Genomic DNA, 20,500 nt, shown 5'->3' with positions numbered 1-20,500 from the left:
CCTACTCCATGTCCCCGTCTAGGTAGGCTGACGGGTCCAGATCAGGATCGAACCCATCATCATCCAGCGCCGCGATACTCTCGTCATAGGCGTCAGGCTGCCAAATCTCGAACGTGTCGCCCGAGGACACGAACCGCGCCATGCCATCAAGGCCGATCTTCTCGCGCAGCTTCGCGGGCAACACGATACGGCCCGTATCGTCCACAACCGCTTCGATGGACTGCGCGCTATACAGACGCTCCATCGCCTTCCGCTTGCCCGAGCCGCGCGGGAATTTGGAAATCTTCTCGTCCACCTCGTCCATGGCTTCGACGGTGAAGCCTTCAAGGTAGTCGCGGGTCGCGCCCCCATAGACGATGATGATGCGGGGCGGCAGGCCCTCAGTCCAGTCGGGATCACAGGCTTCGATCACACGACGAAACGAGGCCGGGATAGACACCCGCCCCTTTGCGTCCACCTTGTGGTCGCTTTCGCCTCTGAACCTGCGTGCCACCGTTTTGGCCCGTCCCTATTTCACCTTCGCGCCGCAGCGCTTAAATTCGTTCCCCAGTCACCTGCGCTCTCTTTTCGGAGCCCTTGAAATGAAACGGCGGGTTGATCTGCTGCCACTGATCAACCCGCCGCCCTCGTCCCGCCTCGCGGGATGTCCAGCTGCGCGCGCCACCTGGGGGGATGTCTGCTCGCTCGCGCGCCGGATCTCTGGTCTGATGAAAGCGAGGTGCCTGTATGAAACCTGCTAGAGTTTTGTTGTTTGCTTGGGGTCGTTTGGTGCCCCGTGCTCGTTCTCATCTGATGTCAGTAGGTATGACGTGGGAAAACATGGGACGCAATGGTTTTTTGAGGGCACAACACACTACAGCTTGTTTTCGCAGATCCTGAAAAACAACATATTGTGGTAAAATCAGCTACTCAAGCGGATTATGATGTTACATACGCGGGCATATGCACAATATATTGTGCCGCCACTTCACGGCGCATCCTATCCCACAAATTCCCAAGAATTGCGCAAACATCTGCACACGGGCAGAAATGTTCTGTCTATGTTCCACACATATCATGTCAAAATGCAAGAAGTTGATTCGAATCACGGGGGTTTTATGGATGTTTACCCATGGTTTCCCATGGCGCGTCCCATATCGGGCCATCCGTCCCATGAAATCCCTTGCGCGCCCCGCGCGGACGCGGCAACAGCACGGCACGACCAGACAGGAGCCGACATGTCCAACGCCGTCCGCATCTTCAATCACGCCATCGCCATGGTGTTCCGCGACTTCTCGGCGACCGTGCGGGCCACCTGGGCTGGCCTGGCCGTGCTCGCCATCGGATCGGCGATCCTCTTCGTGGTCGAACCCGGCCTCGCCACCGGCATGACCACCCTCGAAGACCCGTTTACGGACTCCAGCATCGAGGTCAGGGATGTAAACTTCGGGCTCATCTTCCCCGCCGCCCTGATGCTGATCGTCGGCTATATCATTATGATCGCCGCCTGGCACCGCTTCGTCCTGCTGCCAACCGACCGGCGGCACGAGGGGTTCACGCCAAACGCAGGCATCGTGCTGGGCTATCTGGGCCGCAGCCTTCTGCTAGGCATTGTCATCATGCTGGTCGCCATCCCGGTCTTCATCCCGGTCGGCCTTGTTGCAGCAGGTGCAGGCGACGTGGTCGCCAGCCTCGTGGCCATACCCGCCTTTGCCGTGCTGGGCTGGATTTTCCTCAGGTGGAGCCTGATCCTCCCCGCCTGCACCATCGGGCACAAGATGAGCTTCAGCGACAGCTGGCAAGCCACCAAACCACTGGCCGCCACGATCTTCGGGATCATGATCATATTGGCCGTGATCGACTTTCTTCTGAACCTCGCCTTCGACGCCATCCTGACGGACAACATCGTCAGCGCACTCATCGCCGTCATCGTGTCCCTGCTCTACGCGCTCATCAGCGCCAGCATCCTGACAACACTCTATGGCATCGCGGTCGAGGGGCGCGAGGTCTAGGCCATCCCGCCCTTGATCAACCCCTCGGCAATGCGGGCATAGGCCTGCGCCATCGCGCCATCCCCGACAGCAACAGGCGTGCCGCCATCGCCCGCCAACCGGGTCTCAAGATCAATCGGCAAGGCCCCAAGCAGCGGCACACCCAGCTTGTCAGCCTCAGCCGCCACACCACCCTGACCAAAGATCTGATGCTCCGACCCACAGTCGGGGCACACAAACATCGACATATTCTCGATCAACCCCAACACGGGCGTCTTCAACGTCGCAAACATGTCCAGCGCCTTGCGCGCATCGATCAACGCCACATCCTGCGGCGTGGACACGACAATCGCCCCCGACAGCTCTGACTTGGTACATAAGGTCAACTGCACATCGCCTGTCCCCGGCGGCAGATCAACCAGCAGCACATCCAGCTCGCCCCACTCCACCTGCCCCAGCATCTGCTGCAAGGCGCCCATCAGCATCGGCCCACGCCAGACAACGGCCTTCCCCTCCTCCAGCATGAAGCCGATGGACATCAGGGTCACGCCATGGGCGTGCAGGGGAATGATGGTCTTGCCATCGGGCGAGGCGGGGCGCTTGTTCACCCCCATCATGCGGGGCTGGGATGGACCGTATATATCTGCATCCAGCAACCCGACCTTCCGGCCCTGCTTGGCCAGTGCCACGGCAAGGTTCGACGACACGGTCGACTTCCCCACACCACCCTTGCCCGAGCCAATAGCCAGAATACGCTTCACACCCACAGGCTTGGTCGGGCCGTCCTGCGGCTTGGGATGGCCGCCGATCTTCAGGCTGGGGGCCGGTGGCTTCTTGGCCGGCCCATGGGCGGTCAACGCCACACGCACCTCGCCCACACCCGCTAAGCCGCGCACGGCAGCCTCGGCAGCGGCGCGCACCGGCTCCATCTTTGCCGCCAACTCCGGCGTCGGCGCCTCGATCACAAACTGAACCGCATCGCCCTGGATCTGCACCGCACGAATCAAGTCGCGACTGATCAGGTCCCCGCCATCCGGCATGCCAATCCGGGCCAGCGCTTCCATGACGTGATCCTTGGGTATCGACATGCTCATTCTCTCCGCTTTGTGATGCAAGAGATGGCAGTTATTTCGCCAGTGGCAAGGGCCCGCCGATGGTCAAGGCCCACACGCCACATTCCTGTGCACACTGCCGCCGATTTCAACTCAGGGTCTATGCAATTGCTGCATGGCAGCATTGTTTCGGTATGTATTGTGCAGGTGCAGCATGGGCCTATATAACCATCAACGAAATGAGCATGAGGCAAAAAACATGGCCTATTACAACGACGTAGCACAGCGCAGCGACCTAGTTGAACGCATCCTGGGCACCGCAGCACGTATGTTCGAAGCCGCCGCAGACCGGCGCGCACAACGGCGCGTCTACCGCACAACGCTGAACGAACTCAGCGCCCTGTCCAACCGCGAACTGGCCGATCTGGGCCTGCACCGGTCGGAACTGAAGCGCGTGGCATGGGAATCAGCACACGAGCTGGCCGCATAACACGAACACAAGGATCAGATCGTCCTCTCCTCCTCCCTGAGGGCATCTGAAATTGGCGGCGGCGCCCTCCTCCTCCCTGGCGCCGCCGCACAAACAAAACACAGCGATACATCGCACCCCGGTCCTCCTCCTCCCTGACCGGCGCGATGTTGCAAGAGCGGCGGCATTCACCTCCTCCCGAATGTCGCCGCGCGAATACCGCACCAAGTGGTGCACCAGATGTGTCCGATCCGGTCCTCCTCCTCCCTGACCGGCGGGCATCAAGACGGCGGCGATCCCCTCCTCCTCCCTGGGATCGCCGCTTTTTCTTTTTCAGCCCCCCAAAAATGTCGCCCGTGATGTCACATCCACGGGCCGCGCTGCGTCACAGGTTCCAACAGCAACAGGAACCAGGGCTGACCACATGCCGCACATCTCCCCCCGACACACCCCGCCTCCGGTCTGGACAAGCCGTACCCTCGTCCCCTCAATAGACCCCAAGGAGCAGACCCAATGATCCGCGCACTTCTCCACGCCAGCACCCGCCGCTTTGCCCGCGCGTTCAACTACAACGCACAATACCAGCATGACATGATCGACACAGACCCACGGGCCGGTCTCCGCCTCGCGATGTTCCAGATGGTCAGCAACTACGCCGGCCCCGCCAGCGCGAATCACATCCGCCTAGGTGCCATGGTCGGCGCGGCGGTCGAAGGGGACTGTGGCCCCTGCGCCCAACTCACCGCGGACATGGCACTGGCCTTCGGCGCACGAGCGGCAGACATTCAGGCCAGCCTCAACGGCCAGGCCGACGCCGCAGGCGATTTCGGCCTCGGCTACCAGTTCGCATGGGCCGCCATCCGCGGTGACGACAATCTCGACGCCCTGCGCGCACAGATCGAAGCAGCCCATGGCCCACGCGCCATCATCGCCGCCTCCTTCGCGGCCGCCTTCACCCGCACCTACCCGGTGCTGAAACGCGGCATGGGCCACGGCAAGCTCTGCCAACGGCTCGATGTCGGCGGCACATCCGTCACCCTCACGGACCCGGCCCCCGCATGAACTGGACCCAACACTTCGAAGCACAGCGGCCCATGCTCACGGCCCTGTGCTACCGCATGCTCGGCGAACGCGCGCTGGCCGAGGATGCGGTGCAGGACACGTGGCTCAAATGGTCCACCGCGGATCACGCCGCCATCCACACCCCCGCCGCATGGCTGCGCACCGCCGCCACCCGCGTCGCCATCGACAGCCTGCGCCGGGCCAAGGCGCGGCGCGAGAGCTATGTCGGCCCATGGCTGCCCGAACCGCTGCTCATGGACACCCACACCGCCGAAGACAGCTTTGCCTTGGCGCAGGACTGCGAACTGGCACTCCTGTGGATGATGGACACGCTCCCCAGCAGCGAACGCGCCGCCTTTGTCCTGCGCGAAGCCTTCGATGCCTCCTATGCCGACATCGCAGAAACGCTGGGAAAATCCGAAGCCGCCTGCCGCCAATTGGTCAGCCGCGCCCACCGCCGGGTCGCGCAATCCGCCCCGGACCTCACGCAACCGGCAGGCAAACGCGCCGCCCAGATCAGCGGCTTTCTCGCCGCCATCGCCACGGGCGACATAGACGCGGCCAAGGCGTACCTCTCGGACGACGCCATCTCGATCTCCGACGGCGGGGCCAAGGCCCGCGCCGCCCGCCGCCCGCTCATCGGCCCGGACGACATCGTGCTGGTCTCGCACGCAGTCACCCTGAAACACGCAAGCGGCCTGACGCCCGTCCCAGTCACCGCCAATAGCCATCCCGCCCTGTTGATGACGGACAACGGCGTGGCGCACACGCTCTTCACAGCGGCCCTCAACGCCCACGGTCAAATCTGCTGGATGTACACCCTCCGCAACCCGGACAAGCTCTGGCCCGCGCTCGCACACCGGGTCGGCGGGCGGGCGCCTTTGCGCCAGCAAACAGAGCCGCCCGACGGCCAAACCCTTCAAAACAGTTAAGCTCGAAACGCAAACGTTAACGGGCGGCCATTCGTAACCGATCCGTTAACGTCAAAGCGCCGCGCACGAGCCTGCAAAACACGCAGTTTCAGCCCCAAAATGTGCAGTTTCACCAAATCACCCGAAAAACACCCCGACTCGCGGGGGTCAAAACACGCAGTTTCCAGATGAAAATGTGCAGTTTCGCCAAAACGGGGCACCGCACGCCCCGTTAACCATTCAGCCCGCGGACCTCAAAACGGAATGTCATCCGTCCCCGACACAAAGCGCGAGACAACCTTCTTCAGCCCCGCCTTTTCAAAGTCGACCTCCAGCTTGTCGCCCTCGATCCCGACAATCGCGCCATAGCCGAACTTCTGGTGAAACACCCGCTCGCCCACGGTAAAGGCCGACACGGCATTGAGGTCGATCACGGTATTTCGGCTCTCCTGCGGCTGGCTCAACGGCCGCTCCCCGGCCCGCGCCTGCAGCCGCTTCCAGCCCGGTGAATTATACACATTCGCGTCCGCTGCCGCCTGATGCAGCCGCGATTCCGCCCCCATATTTGGTGCAGCCGCCCCAAAGCCACCCCCATATAGGCCCGGTGGCGTCAGCACATCCACATGATCCTCGGGCAGTTCATCGACAAAGCGCGACGGCATGGACGACTGCCATTGCCCGAACATCCGCCGGTTCGACGCGAACGAGATGGTGCACACCTCCTCCGCCCGCGTGATGCCAACATAGGCCAGCCGCCGCTCCTCCTCGAGCCCCTTGACCCCGCTCTCATCCATCGACCGCTGCGACGGAAACAGCCCGTCTTCCCAGCCAGGCAAGAACACCTGAGGAAACTCAAGTCCCTTCGCCGCATGCAGCGTCATGATCGAAACCTTCGCCTCATCATCCTCTGATGCGTTGTCCATCACCAGCGAAACATGCTCGAGGAAGCCTTGCAAATTCTCAAAGGATTCAAGGGCTTTCACGAGTTCCTTCAAGTTCTCCAGCCGCCCCGGCGCTTCCGGAGTCTTGTCGTTCTGCCAATGGGCGGTATAGCCGGACTCGTCCAGAATGATCTCCGCCAACTCGATATGGCTCACCGGCGGCGGCCCATACTCAACCCGCAGCGGCCCTGCACCATCATCGAGAACGCTGTCGTCCTCAGCGACCTCGATCCGCGGCCCGCGCAGTTTCGAATGCCACCGCGCGATCCCGTCAACAAGGGCGCGTAACTCATTGCCGCCCTTGCCTTTTATCAACCCCTGCTCAACCGCCAGCCGCGCCCCTTCGACCAAGGGCACCCCATTGGCACGGGCGGTAATCTGAATGGTCTGCTGCGCCTTGTCGCCCAGCCCGCGCTTCGGCGTGTTCACAATCCGCTCAAACGCCAGATCATCGTCGGGCGACACAACCACCCGCAAGTAAGCCATCGCATCCCGGATCTCCATCCGCTCGTAGAATCGCGGCCCACCGATCACGCGGTAGGGCAACCCAATGGTCAGGAACCGATCCTCGAACGCCCGCATTTGATGCGAAGCGCGCACCAGAATAGCGATATCTTCCAAGGACATAGGCCGCACACCTCGTGTGCCTTTCTGGGACGCCTCAATCTCTTCCCCGATCCAGCGCGCTTCTTCCTCACCGTCCCAATGGCCGATCAGGCGGACCTTCTCGCCATCGTTCTTGTCGGTCCAAAGCGTCTTGCCCAGCCGGTTCTCGTTCCCGTCAATCACACCGGATGCGGCGGCCAGAATGTGGGGCGTCGAGCGGTAGTTCTGCTCCAACCGCACCACATGCGCGCCCGGAAAATCCTTTTCAAACCGTAGGATGTTGCCGACCTCGGCCCCGCGCCAGCCATAGATCGACTGATCGTCATCGCCCACACAGCAGATGTTCTTGTGTCCCTGCGCCAGCAGCCTAAGCCACAGATATTGCGCGACATTCGTGTCCTGATACTCGTCCACCAGGATGAAAGCGAACCAGCGCTGATACTGCGCCAACACATCCGAATGCGTCTGAAAAATGGTGACCATGTGCAAAAGCAGGTCGCCGAAGTCGCAAGCGTTCAGTTCCTTCAACCGCGCCTGATACTGCGCATAGAGATCAACACCCTTGTGATTGTACGCCCCCGCATCTGCAGCGGGTACCTTATCCGGGGTCAGCGCCCGGTTCTTCCACCCATCGATGATCGACGCCAACTGCCGCGCAGGCCAGCGCTTGTCATCGATATTTGCGGCGGAAATCAGTTGCTTGAGCAACCGGATTTGATCGTCGGTGTCCAGAATGGTGAAGTTCGTCTTGAGCCCCACCAACTCCGCATGACGCCGCAACAATTTCACACAGATCGCATGGAAAGTGCCCAGCCAGGGCATCCCCTCAATCTGCTGACCGAGCATCTGGCCCACGCGGTTTTTCATCTCGCGCGCGGCCTTGTTGGTGAATGTCACGGCGAGAATCTCGTTCGGACGGGCACGCCCCGTATTCAGCAGATGCACGATGCGCGCCGTCAGCGCGCGTGTCTTGCCCGTCCCCGCCCCGGCCAGCATCAGGACCGGGCCGTCCAATGTCTCGACCGCTTCACGCTGCGCGGGGTTCAGGCCGTCGAGGTAAGGCTGCGGGCGCGCCTGCATCGCGCGCGCCGACAAAGAGGCCCCCTCGAAGGCGTCGAATTCGTCAAAACTGCTCATGGGCCAAACATAGCGCGGCCCATGGCAAAGCGAAAGCTGTTCTTGATCTGTTCCCAGGCCGTCTGACTTAAAAGGTCAGACCGCCTCGGCGAAGATATTATCAACCTGCGGCACACGGGCGGCATATGCGGCGCGCGCCGCTTCGAGGTTCGGCTTTTTCATCCGCAGCGCCCGTGCAGGCATCGCCGACCGCGTCGCCTGCGCGCGCAGCGACGCCAGCCCGAGTTTAATTGCCACCTCGTTCGAGACCTCTTGACCAACGATGCAGTGCAATGACGGGAAATGGGGCGACAGCGCATCCTGATCCTCGGCCACATCAGGTGTCCGCAGGATGGACACAAGATGACTGTTGCCTTCTTCGGCCATGCCCAGCGTATCGCCCAAGGCGTCGCCAATAGTGGACTTTTCGATCACCAGCAGATCCACACCCAAGCGTTGGATACACGTCTCGGCCACAAGAAGGCTGCCCGTGCCCGTGACCTGAATACCGGCATTCATGAGGGCGATTTGGCTTTGGTCAAGGCGGTCCGCTTGCCGGTCGATGATCAGTGCTTGCATGGTCAGTTCCTTCCCAGGGGTGTGTATTGAGCGACGAATCCACTTTTGCGAAAATGTCCTTAAAAAATGATTTAACTCAGCCACTGATCCGCTCGGTTTGCTGGACATCCCCACGTGGCGCTCGTCATAAACGCGCGCATGGACCTGAACACCCGATTTCCCGCCCTCAGCGACCTGCGCGCACGCGCGCGCACTCGCATCCCGAAATTCGTCTGGGAGTACCTTGACAGCGGCACGGGCGACGAGGCCACGCGGCGGCGCAACCGGGTGGCGCTGGACCGGGTCGGCCTTATGCCGTCAATCCTGCATGGCGAGTTCGAACCGGATCTGTCCACCACGCTTCTCGGGCGCGACCGCCCGCTGCCTTTCGGCATCGCACCTGTCGGTATGTCAGGACTGATGTGGCCGGATACGGAACGGCACCTTGCGCGCGGGGCGGCGCGGCTGAACCTGCCTTACACATTGTCTACAGTTGCCGCCGCGTCACCGGAGGATGTCGCACCGGTATTGGGCGATGATGCCTGGTTTCAGATGTACCCGCCGCGCGATGAAGGCATCCGGCGCGACATGCTGCACCGCGCCCGCTCTGCCGGGTTCAAGACGCTGGTGCTGACGGTCGATGTGCCGGTCGCCTCGCGGCGCGAACGACAGACGCGCTCGGGGCTTACCAACCCACCAAGGCTGACGCCGCGCCTGCTGGCGCAGGTCGCGATGCGCCCGGCCTGGGCGCTGGCGATGGCGCGCAAGGGCATGCCACACATGCGGATGCTGGACGCCTACACCACCGCCGCGACAGAGAACCTGCCGGTGACGGCCCATGTCGGCTACCTCCTGCGCACCTCACCCGATTGGGACTATGTCTCGTGGCTGCGGGATGCCTGGGATGGCCCCTTCGTGGTCAAAGGCGTCATGCGCGGCACCGATGCGGAGCGGCTTGAAGGGCTGGGCGTGGATGCGATTTGGGTATCGAACCATGCGGGCCGACAGTTCGACGCAGCCCCCGGTACGATCGAAGTGCTGCCCGCGATCCGCCGCGCCACTAAGCTGCCGCTGATCTTCGACAGCGGGGTGGAGGGCGGCCTCGATATCCTGCGTGCCATGGCCTCGGGCGCAGATTTCGTGATGCTTGGCCGGGCCTGGCACTACGCTCTTGCGGCCCTCGGACCGGACGGGATTGATCATCTCGTTCATATCCTGCGCGAAGATTTGAAGGCCAATATGGGCCAGCTGGGTGCGCGCACCTTGCGCGACCTGCCGAAGCCCTTTGCACGCGACTGAGCGGCACATCGCCGACCCCTGCGCCGTGCGACAAACTGGCATCGAATAAGCTCCGGACATCACGGGTTGGTTCTGCACTTGCACACAAACCTGAAGGAGCGATCAATGACCAAGACAATGCGTAACGTACTTGTCTCGACTATCCTGGCTGGCAGCGTGGCCGTCGGCGGGCAGGCCGCACTTGCGGCTGGGCACGGCACAACCGCGACGGCTGAGTTAAAGAACCTCGAAGGCACGGTCATCGGTACGGCAAACCTGCAACAAAGCCCCCATGGCGTGCTGGTCCACATCCGGGTCAGCGACCTGCCACCGGGCAAGAAGGGTGTCCATTTTCATGCCACGGCGCATTGCGATGCGGGGACCGAATTCAAATCCTCGCACGGTCACCATGGTGAGGGCGAAGGCGAACACGGCCTTCTAAACCCGGCAGGACCCGGCAAAGGCGATCTGGGCAACATCTTTGTTGGCACAGATGGCGTGGGCGAGATGCAGTTCTTCAAGGACGGCGCCTCGCTCGACGGCGGTGATCTGCCGCTGCTGGATGCGGATGGCACTGCCATTGTGATCCATGCCAATGCGGACGATCAGATCAGCCAGCCTATTGGCGGCGCAGGGCCGCGCATCGTCTGCGGCACTCTGGAAGCAGGCTAACCCCCCATGCAACCTCGTAGGGCGCATCCCGATGCGCCCTACCTCGCCTACCCATAACCACGTATTGTTTGCGTCACGTAAACGTCATAGAGAATGCCGCGACTGCAAAATACGGCCCCGGGGGGAACCACCATGCCCGATTTCCAGAAGATTCTCATCGCCAACCGCGGTGAGATCGCCATCCGCATCATGCGTGCGGCCAACGAAATGGGGAAAAAGACGGTCGCCGTCTTTGCCGAGGAAGACAAGCTGGGCCTGCACCGGTTTAAGGCGGATGAAGCCTACCGCATCGGCGAGGGCTTGGGTCCTGTTGCGGCCTATCTGAGCATTGACGAGATGATCCGCGTCGCCCGCGAAAGCGGGGCAGATGCCATCCACCCAGGGTACGGCCTGCTGTCCGAGAACCCGGAATTCGTGGATGCCTGCGAAAAGAACGGCATCACCTTCATCGGCCCGAAATCCGAGACCATGCGCGCCCTTGGCGACAAGGCCAGCGCCCGCAAGGTGGCCATCGCTGCTGGCGTGCCTGTCATCCCCGCCACCGAAGTGCTGGGCGATGACATGGACGCCATCCGGAAGGAAGCCAAAGAGATCGGGTATCCCCTGATGCTCAAAGCCTCCTGGGGCGGTGGCGGTCGTGGCATGCGCCCGATCTTTGGTGAAGAAGAGGTCGAGGAAAAGGTGCTGGAGGGCCGCCGTGAGGCCGAAGCGGCCTTCGGCAACGGCGAAGGGTATCTGGAAAAGATGATCACCCGCGCCCGCCACGTGGAGGTTCAAATCCTCGGCGACAAACATGGCGGGATGTACCACCTGTTCGAACGCGACTGTTCCGTCCAGCGCCGCAATCAGAAGGTCGTGGAGCGCGCCCCTGCGCCGTATCTGAGCGATGAGCAGCGCGAAGAGATCTGCGACCTCGGCTACAAGATCTGCAAGCACGTGAACTACGAATGTGCGGGCACGGTCGAGTTCCTGATGGATATGGAAACCGGCAAGTTCTACTTCATCGAAGTGAACCCCCGCGTCCAGGTCGAACACACCGTGACCGAAGAAGTCACCGGGATCGACATCGTCCGCGCCCAAATCCTGATTGCCGAAGGCAAGCCGATTGATGAGGCCACCGGCATGGCCGCGCAGAAAGACATCAAACTGATGGGCCACGCGCTGCAAACCCGCGTGACGACCGAAGACCCGCAGAACAACTTCATCCCCGACTATGGCCGCATCACCGCCTACCGCTCGGCCACTGGGCTTGGCATCCGTCTCGATGGCGGGACGGCCTATGCGGGCGGGGTCATCACCCGCTACTACGACTCTCTGCTGACCAAGGTGACATCCAAGGGCCCGACGCCCGAGATCGCCATCGCCCGCATGGACCGCGCCCTGCGCGAATTCCGCATCCGCGGCGTGTCGACAAACATCGCCTTTGTCGAAAACCTGCTCAAGCACCCGACCTTCCTGTCGAATGAATACACCACCAAGTTCATCGACGAGACGCCTGAACTCTTCCAGTTCCCCAAACGCCGCGACCGCGGCACCAAGGTGCTGACCTATATCGCAGACATCACCGTGAACGGGCACCCGGAGGTCAAAGACCGCCCCCGCCCCCGCGCCGACATCAAGGACCCCAAGCCGCCATCGCTGCAAGCTGACCCGTCCCACCAGATGGGCACCCGCAACCTGCTGGAACAGAAGGGCCCGCAGGCCGTTGCAGACTGGATGAAGTCCCAGCAGCAACTGCTGATCACCGACACCACCATGCGCGACGGGCACCAGTCGCTGCTGGCCACCCGCATGCGCAGCTATGACATGATCAAGGTGGCCCCCGCCTATGCCGCCAACCTGCCGCAGCTTTTCTCGATGGAATGCTGGGGCGGTGCGACCTTCGACGTAGCCTATCGCTTCCTGCAGGAATGCCCATGGCAACGCCTGCGCGACCTGCGCGAGCGGATGCCGAACCTGATGACGCAAATGCTGCTGCGCGGGGCCAACGGGGTTGGCTACACCAACTACCCCGACAACGTGGTGCAGGAATTCGTGCGCGTGGCCGCCACCACAGGCATCGACGTCTTCCGTGTGTTCGACAGCCTCAACTGGGTCGAAAACATGCGCGTCGCCATGGATGCGGTGCAGGAGCAGAACAAAATCTGCGAAGGCACGATCTGCTACACCGGCGACATCATGGACCCGGACCGGGCCAAGTATGACCTGAAATACTATGTCGATATGGGCAACCAGCTGAAAGACGCAGGTGCGCATGTGCTGGGCCTCAAGGACATGGCGGGCTTGCTGAAGCCCGCCGCGGCCAAGCAACTCATCCGCGCGTTGAAGCAAGAGGTGGGCCTGCCCATCCACTTCCATACCCACGACACCGCAGGTGTGGCTGTGGCCACGATCCTCGCCGCAGCAGAGGCAGGTGTGGACGCCGTCGATTGCGCCATGGACGCGCTGTCAGGCAACACGTCCCAAGCCACGCTCGGCACGGTCGTCGAAGCGCTGCAACACACCGACCGCGACACCGGCATCGACATCGACGCGGTGCGCGACATCTCGGACTACTGGGATGCGGTTCGCGCTCACTACACCGCGTTTGAAAGCGGCATGCAGGCCCCGTCGTCCGAGGTTTATCTGCACGAAATGCCCGGCGGTCAGTTCACCAACCTCAAGGCGCAAGCGCGGTCGATGGGTCTCGAAGAGCGTTGGCCGGAAGTGGCCCGCACCTATGCGGATGTGAACCAGATGTTCGGCGACATCGTGAAGGTGACGCCGTCCTCCAAAGTGGTGGGCGACATGGCCCTGATGATGGTGTCCCAAGGGCTCAGCCGCGACGAGGTCGAGGACCCCAGCAAAGAGGTCGCCTTCCCTGACTCTGTCGTCGACATGATGCGCGGCAACCTTGGTCAGCCTCCCGGCGGCTTCCCGCACGGGATTCAGCAGAAGATCCTGAAAGGCGAAGAACCTAACACCGCCCGCCCAGGTGCGGATGTGCCGCCGGTGGACCTGGAAGAAACCCGCTCTGACCTGTCCGGCCAACTCGATGGCAAGTCCGTCGATGATGAGGACCTGTCGGGCTACCTGATGTATCCCAAGGTTTTCCTCGACTACATGGGCCGGCACCGCACCTATGGCCCGGTCCGCGCGCTGCCGACCAAGACGTTCTTCTACGGCATGAAACCGGGTGATGAGATCACGGCAGAAATCGACCCCGGCAAGACGCTGGAAATCCGCCTACAAGCGGTGGGCGAGACCAACGAAGACGGCGAAGTGCGTGTGTTCTTTGAACTCAACGGCCAACCTCGGACGATCCGTGTGCCCAACCGTCTGGTCAAATCGCAAACCGTCTCGCGCCCGAAAGCAGAGGACGGCAATGCCAGTCATGTTGGCGCGCCGATGCCCGGTGTTGTGGCCAGCGTGGGTGTCACGGCAGGTCAGGAAGTCTGCGAAGGCGACCTGCTCCTGACCATCGAGGCGATGAAGATGGAAACCGGCATCCACGCCGAACGCGACGCGGTGGTCAAGGCCGTGCACGTGGCCGCAGGCGGCCAAATCGACGCCAAGGACCTGCTGGTCGAGTTGGAGTGACCCCGCCGCTGGGCGCATGGGGGCTGATGGGCACGCCCGCCCCCCTACCCGGCGGGCACCGCAACACGGTCCTGCGGGTGGGCGATCACGTCCTGAAAACCACGCGCCGATCCGAGGCGGGCATAGCGTGGCTACTGCCAGTTATAGACGCGCTTGAACGGTCGGGTCTGTCTGCTACCCGCCCGATGCGCAGCGCGGGTGGCACGTTGATCGTGGATGGCTGGACCTGCGAACCCTTTTGCAGGGGCACACCCTGCGATCCATCCTGCCTGCAGGATGTCTGGCCCCAGCTTGCGCTTGGGACACGAACCATCAAGCAGCGGCAAGGCTTCGCCTCATCGAAGGCGCTCCTATATCTGCCGCATGGCGGCGACATCAATCTGAGCCATCTTCCGCCGCCACTGGCCCGCGCCCTCCGGGCGGCTTGGCGCGCGCTGGACCATGAGGGCCCTTGCGTGGTGCATGGGGATCTGAACGCCTCCAACCTGATCCAGACGGGCGACAGGATCACGATCATCGACTGGGATGAAGCCCGCATGGACCATCCCGGCTTTGACCGCGTGGCACTTGGTCTTGGCACGCCAGCGGAACGACACGCGGCCGCTGCATGGGAAATTGCCTGTTCGTGGCAGATCGAGCCCGACCATGCCCGCGCCTTGGTCAAACCGTTCCTTGCACACCACAGACGCGCCGGAAAAACCGTACGCCCCCCTTGTTGAAGCGTGCCTTTCCGCGCAACAACACTGCCATGCTTAGTAAAACGCTCGGCGCCAGCCGCTTTTTGATTGTTCTTGCCGTTCTCGGCTCCCTGATCGCAGCCACAACCCTGCTGATCTACGGCTTGCTTGAAGCCGCGCAGTTGGTTTGGGTTACCATCGAATCCGGGGAAGTGTCGCGAAAAGGGGCCAAGGCGCTGGCCCTCGAATTCATCGAGATCGTGGACCTGTTCCTGCTCGGCACCGTGTTCTACATCATCGCGCTCGGGCTTTATGAGCTGTTCATCAGTTCCGACATCAACGTGCCCGGCTGGCTGTCGATCAAGACGCTGGATGATCTGAAGAACAAGCTGATCGCGGTGGTCATCGTGGTACTTGGCGTGTTGTTTCTAGGGCAAGTCGTGGGCTGGAACGGCGAGACGGACCTATTGGGCTATGGCGTTGCCTGCGCACTGGTCATTGCGGCGCTTACCTATTTCCTGTCGACCAAGACCGGGTCCAAGTGACCACCCATCTCGGTTCTCTCTCGCTGATTGTGCCCGACTACGACAGCGCCATTGCCTTTTATTGCGAGCAAATGGGGTTCAGGCTGGTCGCAGACATTGATCAGGGCCACAAACGCTGGGTCGAGGTACAGCCGCCTGCGGGCGGCCCCACCTTCGTGCTTGCGCGGGCCGACACGCCCGAACAGCAAGCCGCCATCGGCAATCAGGGCGCAGGTCGTGTGTGGCTGTTCCTGCACAGCGATGATTTCGCCCGCGACCACGCACAGCTGAGTGCGCAACCGGGCATCACATTCGAGGAAGAGCCGCGTCACGAACCCTATGGCACCGTCGCCGTGTTTCGCGACCTGTTCGGGAACCGCTGGGACCTGATCCAGAAGACCTAGCGCCGCTTGGTCAAACCGCTGCCCATTTCGCCCTTTAGGCAACGCGGCACGGTCGGATAGACATCCGTCAGGAAATAGGCGTAGGTGCCCTTTGGAAACTCGGCCGTCGTCACCTGCGCGCCGTTGCATTCGTCTAAAGTGCCCGAACCTGCAACATAGGCATAGTCCTGCGTGAATGCGCCGTCATAGACACCACCCGGCGCGGACCCTCCGGGGCGCTGGCCCGACTTCAACTGGTAGGACGAGGTCATGCGCACAATCTGCCCGTCCACGCTGGCCGTCAGTGCGTAGATTGGAAAGCCATCCGCTGCGAAACCGATAAGCGGCGATGGCGCGGACGCGGACCAGCCAAGTTGCTGCATCAGTCCGACCGGTAGACCATGGTAATGATAGGCCCCGCTTGGTTGCACATGGGCATAGTTTGCATCAAGCCCCAACGCCACGGCCCCACCTAGTGCGTTGTAAGTCCAACCGGACTGCGGATCGCCCTGCCAGAACTCGGCCGCATTGGGATCAAACGGCACGCCGTTCACCGCAACGCCGAAGGACGCAAACCTTGGCAATGGCTTTGCCTGCCCCACCTGCGGTTCGAGTGGCATTTCAAATCGGTAGGACTGGGCGGAAACGCGGTGCGGGTTGCCCCTGTTTGGGAAGGCACCCACCTCGTGGCTGGGCATCCCGTTTGAGGTGATGACGCGGGTGCTGCCTGTGACCTGCATCGCAACCTCGGCCCCGCGTGGCGTGTCGCGCAGGGCCATGAGCGACAACGGCTCTGCTTCGGTCGCTGTGTGCACGCGCAGGCGCGGTTGCGCATCACCGGAGGCCGCGCATCCCAGCACGATGGCGAAGGCCAGAACCAATGACTTTGCGGAGGATAGCGTAAATAGCATGGTGAGAACCTTCCTGTTTGGCTGTGTTGTCAATGTGTCGCCACGGTGGGAATGACGGTCACGGTACCTTGGCCAGCCTCACCAAAATCAAGCATCAGCGTGAAGAGACCCGGCGAGGCATCGTCAAAAGTGACGGTGACGATCAGTGCGGTATCCTCGGCAAACCCCACGGTGAGGGGACCCTGAAACTGAACCGTCGCGCCGTATGCTGCCATCTCGTCAAGCACCAGCGGGGCCCTGAAGCCCGTCAGCGTCAAACGCAGATCGACCCGGTTGCCCAGCATGGTGGCCGCATCGACGCGGGCCACCATGCTGGGTGTGTGCGATCCATCATGCGCAACGACGGGGAGCGCTGAAACACAGGTCCATGTCAGGATCAGGATCGCAAGAATATGCCGCGAGTGGTGGGTCATGGCCGTTCAACGACGCGCCACATGCTTTCCGTCGCGGCAGCGGAAATTTTTTGCGACAACGCCCCATTTTCCACTTGCAGGCCACGTCTGCTGAAAGTATTCCACGGCTCACCCAAGGAAGCGGGCGTAGCTCAGGGGTAGAGCATAACCTTGCCAAGGTTAGGGTCGGGCGTTCGAATCGCCTCGCCCGCTCCAACATCCTCCCAACCGGGAGTGAAAAACAGGCCACCTTCGGGTGGCCTTTTTTTTGGCGGGTTGGTTTCAAGGGGGTACATGGGCCAACGGCTTGCGTGAGCGACGCAGACGAGGCGTTGCCAACGGCGGGGCGGCTGCGGCGTAGCCCTTTGATAAAAAGTCTAAAATACCTTGAACGTCATAGTTGTCAGTGACCGTTCTATCCCCTGGATATCCAGCAACTCATCATTGATGTATTTGCCCACATCCTGTCCTTCGGGGATGTAGACCTTCATCAGCAGGTCATAGTCGCCTGATGTGGAATATAGCTCCGAGTGGATTTCGCGCAGCGCGATCTCTTCGGCGACCTTGTAGGTGGAGCCGGGGCGGCAGCGGATCTGGATGAAGACGCAGGTGGTCATGGGCTTGGCCTTTGCTCAGGTGGCATGGGAATGTAGTGGCACGTCTGCACAGGTGCCCGCAAGCGCTGCGGCCTCCCTCTTGGCGGCACTGCCCTGCCCGCCTATAGAGAGCCGCGACCACATTTGCAGGAGGCGCGCCATGCGCACGAGCACCCTCACCCGGACCACGGCGGAGACCGACATTTCGGTCTCCCTCAACCTTGATGGCACGGGCACTTATGACAACGAGACCGGCGTTGGGTTCTTCGACCACATGCTGGACCAGTTGGCCCGCCACGCGCTGATCGACATGACAGTGCGGTGCAAAGGGGATCTGCATATCGACGATCACCACACGGTCGAGGATGTGGGCATTGCCATCGGTCAGGCGCTGAGCCAAGCCGTTGGAAACAAAAAAGGAATCCAGCGCTACGGGTCCTGCCTGTTGCCCATGGATGACGCGCTGGTGCGGGCAGCACTTGACCTTTCGGGGCGACCTTTCCTTGTGTGGAACGTGGACCTGCCGACCCCTAAGATCGGTACCTTTGACACCGAGCTGGTGCGCGAGTTTTTCCAGGCGCTGAGCACCCATGGCGGCATCACGCTGCATGTGGACATGCTGCACGGGCTGAACAGCCACCACATTGCCGAAGCGGCGTTCAAGGCGGTGGCGCGGGCGTTACGTGTGGCGCTAGAGGTGGATCCGCGTACGGCGGATGCCATCCCCTCGACCAAGGGCAGCCTATGAGCCTGACGGTTCTGATCGACTACGAGAGCGGCAATCTGCACTCGGCGGAAAAGGCGTTTGAGCGCATGGCGCGCGAGGCGGATGCGGGGACTATCGTCGTAACCTCGGACGCTGATGTGGTGGCCAAGGCGGATCGGATCGTGTTGCCGGGCGACGGGGCCTTTCCTGCCTGTGCGGCAGCGTTGGCCGCCTCAGGCATGCAGGATGCACTGATCGAAGCGGTTGAAAAGAAAGGGAAACCCTTTCTTGGTATCTGTGTCGGCATGCAGCTCATGGCGTCCCGGGGCCGGGAGTATACCGATACGCCTGGTCTGGGCTGGGTCGATGGAGAGGTGGTGCATATCGCGCCTTCCGATGCTTCACTGAAGGTGCCGCATATGGGCTGGAATGATCTGGTTCTGGATGCAGCACACCCGGTCTTTGATGGCGTTCAGACGGGCGATCACACCTACTTTGTGCACTCCTATCACTTTCAGGTGGCCGACCCCACGATGCGGCTGGCGCATGTGAACTATGGTGGTGATGTCACCGCTGTGGTGGGTCGCGATACGATGCTGGGCATGCAGTTCCATCCGGAGAAGAGCCAGGACGTGGGGCTGCGCATGATCCGCAATTTCCTGACCTGGGCACCCTGACATACGGGTGTGCGATGCGGGGTGAGTCGGGCCCCGCATTTACCTTGTTTTCATAGAGATTGACGCCAGAAAAAGGGTGTCACCTCCCGTGCACCATGCGTGCACCCCCTGTACACCCCCATCGGGCGGTATCGCGGTGGTTAACGCAACGTGCGGTGACCTGAAGGACGCCTGCGGCGACGCGATTCATTTTGATTGATTGGGGCTCTGCCCCAAACCCCGAGGTATTTCTACCCAGAAGAAAGATATTGGAGGCCGTCAGCTGTCAGTGGGTCGGGCGGCCTTTTCGGTGAGGCCGGAGGTGCCTTGGCGGCGGGCGAGTTCTTTCATGACGTCTGTGAAGGCCACGTCGCGCGCGGCCAGCATGACGAGGAGGTGGTAGAGCACATCTGCCGCCTCTGAGGTCAATGCGGCCTTGTCGTTCTTCACCGCTTCGATGATTGCCTCGACCGCTTCTTCGCCGAATTTCTCGGCGCATTTTTCGGGGCCCTTGGCGAGCAGCTTGGCCGTCCAGGAGCTGTCGGGGTCTGCGCCCTTGCGCGCTTCGATCGTGGCGAAGAGGTCGTCTAGCGTCATGTGAGCCTCATCGGGATGCCTGCGGCAGCCATGTGTGCCTTGGCTTGCGCGATGGTGTAGTCGCCGAAGTGGAAGATGGACGCCGCGAGTACCGCTGATGCGCCGCCTTCGGTCACGCCGTCGACGAGGTGGTCGAGCGTGCCGACGCCGCCGCTGGCAATCACCGGGATGGGTACTGCGTCGGAAATGGCGCGGGTCAGCGGCAGGTTGAAGCCCGCGCGCGTTCCGTCGCGGTCCATGGACGTGAGCAGAATCTCCCCTGCCCCTTTCGCTGCCGCTGTGCGTGCGAATTCGACTGCGTCGATGCCAGTGGGTTTGCGGCCGCCGTGGGTGAAGATCTCCCAGCGGCCAGGTTCCACCGTCTTGGCGTCGATGGCGCAGACGATGCACTGGCTGCCGAACTGGTCCGCGGCGCGCGCGAGCACATCGGGGTCGGCCACGGCGGCGGAGTTGAACGACACCTTGTCGGCCCCTGCGAGAAGCAGTGCGCGCACATCCGCGACCGTCCGGAGACCACCGCCCACCGTCAGGGGGATGAAGCATTGTTCTGCCGTGCGTCGGACCAGGGCGAACATCGTGCCCCGGTTTTCATGGGTGGCGTGGATGTCGAGAAAGCAGAGCTCGTCCGCGCCGGCGGCGTCATAGGCGCGTGCGGCCTCGACCGGGTCGCCGGCGTCAATAAGATCGACAAAGTTCACGCCCTTGACCACGCGGCCATCGGCGACATCGAGACAGGGGATGATGCGGGTTTTCAACATTTGGCTCTGGTAGCGTGGATTTCTGGTCGGGGAAAGGGGCTCTGCCCCTCGGCGCTGTGCGCCTCACCCGGGATTTTTTTGAAACA

At 62.1% G+C, this 20,500-nt stretch carries 21 protein-coding genes and 1 tRNA gene; 13 read left to right on the top strand and 9 right to left on the bottom strand.

Going from position 1 to position 20,500, the window contains the following annotated elements; genetic code table 11:
• Position 1: 1 nt before the first annotated feature.
• Positions 2 to 493: a division/cell wall cluster transcriptional repressor MraZ gene (mraZ, locus tag RA29_RS11630; protein WP_039686184.1), complete on the bottom strand. Its 492-nt coding sequence runs from the start codon at positions 491 to 493 to the stop codon at positions 2 to 4.
• Between the two features lie 724 nt (positions 494 to 1,217).
• Between mraZ and RA29_RS11625 the strand changes: the two genes are divergently transcribed.
• Entirely contained in the window at positions 1,218 to 1,991 is a 774-nt protein-coding gene (locus tag RA29_RS11625) for a hypothetical protein (RefSeq protein WP_152612998.1), read from the top strand.
• Here the strand turns inward: RA29_RS11625 and RA29_RS11620 are convergent.
• Positions 1,988 to 3,058 carry an Mrp/NBP35 family ATP-binding protein gene (locus RA29_RS11620; RefSeq protein WP_039687701.1) on the bottom strand — a complete coding sequence of 357 codons (1,071 nt, stop codon included), beginning with the start codon at positions 3,056 to 3,058 and terminating at the stop codon, positions 1,988 to 1,990. The two genes, RA29_RS11625 and RA29_RS11620, sit on opposite strands and share 4 nt — an antisense overlap.
• A 223-nt stretch (positions 3,059 to 3,281) precedes the next feature.
• Here RA29_RS11620 and RA29_RS11615 point away from each other — a divergent pair, with 223 nt between their 5' ends.
• From RA29_RS11615 to RA29_RS11605, 3 genes are all read left to right on the top strand, one after another.
• A complete protein-coding gene (locus RA29_RS11615; protein ID WP_039687699.1) occupies positions 3,282 to 3,512 on the top strand; it encodes a DUF1127 domain-containing protein in 231 nt (76 codons plus the stop codon).
• Positions 3,513 to 4,004: 492 nt separating this feature from the next.
• Entirely contained in the window at positions 4,005 to 4,553 is a 549-nt protein-coding gene (locus RA29_RS11610; protein WP_039686181.1) for a hypothetical protein, read from the top strand.
• Positions 4,550 to 5,485 carry a sigma-70 family RNA polymerase sigma factor gene (locus RA29_RS11605; RefSeq protein ID WP_082029524.1) on the top strand — a complete coding sequence of 312 codons (936 nt, stop codon included), beginning with the start codon at positions 4,550 to 4,552 and terminating at the stop codon, positions 5,483 to 5,485. The genes RA29_RS11610 and RA29_RS11605 overlap by 4 nt, the downstream gene beginning before the upstream one ends.
• 233 nt (positions 5,486 to 5,718) lie before the next feature.
• On the opposite strand, the gene RA29_RS11600 is transcribed toward RA29_RS11605, so the two are convergent.
• Together RA29_RS11600 and RA29_RS11595 are read right to left on the bottom strand one after the other, a co-directional pair.
• Positions 5,719 to 8,148, bottom strand: coding sequence for a UvrD-helicase domain-containing protein (locus RA29_RS11600; RefSeq protein ID WP_039686179.1), 2,430 nt, complete (start codon positions 8,146 to 8,148; stop codon positions 5,719 to 5,721).
• A gap of 75 nt (positions 8,149 to 8,223) precedes the next feature.
• Positions 8,224 to 8,706 (bottom strand): hypothetical protein, encoded by a 483-nt coding sequence (locus RA29_RS11595; protein ID WP_039686177.1) that lies wholly within the window; start codon positions 8,704 to 8,706, stop codon positions 8,224 to 8,226.
• A gap of 138 nt (positions 8,707 to 8,844) precedes the next feature.
• On the opposite strand from RA29_RS11595, the gene RA29_RS11590 reads away from it, so the two are divergent.
• From RA29_RS11590 to RA29_RS11565, 6 genes are all read left to right on the top strand, one after another.
• Entirely contained in the window at positions 8,845 to 9,984 is a 1,140-nt protein-coding gene (locus RA29_RS11590) for an alpha-hydroxy acid oxidase (protein ID WP_039687695.1), read from the top strand.
• Between the two features lie 105 nt (positions 9,985 to 10,089).
• Complete coding sequence (locus RA29_RS11585; protein ID WP_039686175.1) at positions 10,090 to 10,635, top strand: superoxide dismutase family protein; 546 nt, start codon at positions 10,090 to 10,092, stop codon at positions 10,633 to 10,635.
• Between the two features lie 132 nt (positions 10,636 to 10,767).
• A complete protein-coding gene (locus RA29_RS11580; RefSeq protein WP_039686173.1) occupies positions 10,768 to 14,214 on the top strand; it encodes a pyruvate carboxylase in 3,447 nt (1,148 codons plus the stop codon).
• Positions 14,211 to 14,933 (top strand): phosphotransferase, encoded by a 723-nt coding sequence (locus RA29_RS21920; protein WP_052249626.1) that lies wholly within the window; start codon positions 14,211 to 14,213, stop codon positions 14,931 to 14,933. The genes RA29_RS11580 and RA29_RS21920 overlap by 4 nt, the downstream gene beginning before the upstream one ends.
• 29 nt (positions 14,934 to 14,962) lie before the next feature.
• The gene (locus tag RA29_RS11570; RefSeq protein WP_039686171.1) at positions 14,963 to 15,436 is read left to right on the top strand and encodes a YqhA family protein; all 474 of its coding nucleotides are present in this window, start codon (positions 14,963 to 14,965) and stop codon (positions 15,434 to 15,436) included.
• Positions 15,433 to 15,819: a VOC family protein gene (locus RA29_RS11565; RefSeq protein WP_039686170.1), complete on the top strand. Its 387-nt coding sequence runs from the start codon at positions 15,433 to 15,435 to the stop codon at positions 15,817 to 15,819. Before RA29_RS11570 ends, RA29_RS11565 begins: the two co-directional genes overlap by 4 nt.
• On the opposite strand, the gene RA29_RS11560 is transcribed toward RA29_RS11565, so the two are convergent.
• A complete protein-coding gene (locus tag RA29_RS11560) occupies positions 15,816 to 16,709 on the bottom strand; it encodes a YHYH protein (RefSeq protein WP_082029523.1) in 894 nt (297 codons plus the stop codon). The genes RA29_RS11565 and RA29_RS11560 overlap by 4 nt on opposite strands.
• Positions 16,710 to 16,738: 29 nt before the next feature.
• The gene (locus tag RA29_RS11555) at positions 16,739 to 17,122 is read right to left on the bottom strand and encodes a hypothetical protein (protein WP_039686168.1); all 384 of its coding nucleotides are present in this window, start codon (positions 17,120 to 17,122) and stop codon (positions 16,739 to 16,741) included.
• A gap of 120 nt (positions 17,123 to 17,242) precedes the next feature.
• On the opposite strand from RA29_RS11555, the gene RA29_RS11550 reads away from it, so the two are divergent.
• A tRNA-Gly gene (locus RA29_RS11550) sits at positions 17,243 to 17,317 on the top strand.
• A gap of 161 nt (positions 17,318 to 17,478) precedes the next feature.
• On the opposite strand, the gene RA29_RS11545 is transcribed toward RA29_RS11550, so the two are convergent.
• Positions 17,479 to 17,718 carry an Lrp/AsnC ligand binding domain-containing protein gene (locus RA29_RS11545; RefSeq protein ID WP_039686166.1) on the bottom strand — a complete coding sequence of 80 codons (240 nt, stop codon included), beginning with the start codon at positions 17,716 to 17,718 and terminating at the stop codon, positions 17,479 to 17,481.
• 139 nt (positions 17,719 to 17,857) lie between these two features.
• On the opposite strand from RA29_RS11545, the gene hisB reads away from it, so the two are divergent.
• Together hisB and hisH are read left to right on the top strand one after the other, a co-directional pair.
• Positions 17,858 to 18,445 carry an imidazoleglycerol-phosphate dehydratase HisB gene (gene hisB, locus RA29_RS11540; protein WP_039686164.1) on the top strand — a complete coding sequence of 196 codons (588 nt, stop codon included), beginning with the start codon at positions 17,858 to 17,860 and terminating at the stop codon, positions 18,443 to 18,445.
• On the top strand, positions 18,442 to 19,080 hold the full coding sequence (gene hisH / locus RA29_RS11535; RefSeq protein ID WP_039686162.1) for an imidazole glycerol phosphate synthase subunit HisH: 639 nt from the start codon (positions 18,442 to 18,444) through the stop codon (positions 19,078 to 19,080). Before hisB ends, hisH begins: the two co-directional genes overlap by 4 nt.
• A 258-nt stretch (positions 19,081 to 19,338) precedes the next feature.
• Here hisH and RA29_RS11530 read toward each other — a convergent pair whose 3' ends face one another.
• Both RA29_RS11530 and hisF read right to left on the bottom strand, forming a co-directional pair.
• Positions 19,339 to 19,656: a phosphoribosyl-ATP diphosphatase gene (locus RA29_RS11530; protein WP_039686160.1), complete on the bottom strand. Its 318-nt coding sequence runs from the start codon at positions 19,654 to 19,656 to the stop codon at positions 19,339 to 19,341.
• Positions 19,653 to 20,414, bottom strand: a complete 762-nt coding sequence (gene hisF, locus RA29_RS11525; RefSeq protein ID WP_039686159.1) for an imidazole glycerol phosphate synthase subunit HisF — start codon at positions 20,412 to 20,414, stop codon at positions 19,653 to 19,655. The genes RA29_RS11530 and hisF overlap by 4 nt, the downstream gene beginning before the upstream one ends.
• Between the last annotated feature and the right edge of the window lie 86 nt (positions 20,415 to 20,500).

This window comes from Tateyamaria sp. ANG-S1, assembly GCF_000814025.1.
In the GTDB taxonomy this organism is placed as follows: Bacteria; Pseudomonadota; Alphaproteobacteria; order Rhodobacterales; family Rhodobacteraceae; genus Tateyamaria.
The sequence above is the reverse complement of the archived record's forward strand: the minus strand, read 5'-3'. Positions and strand labels throughout refer to the sequence as shown.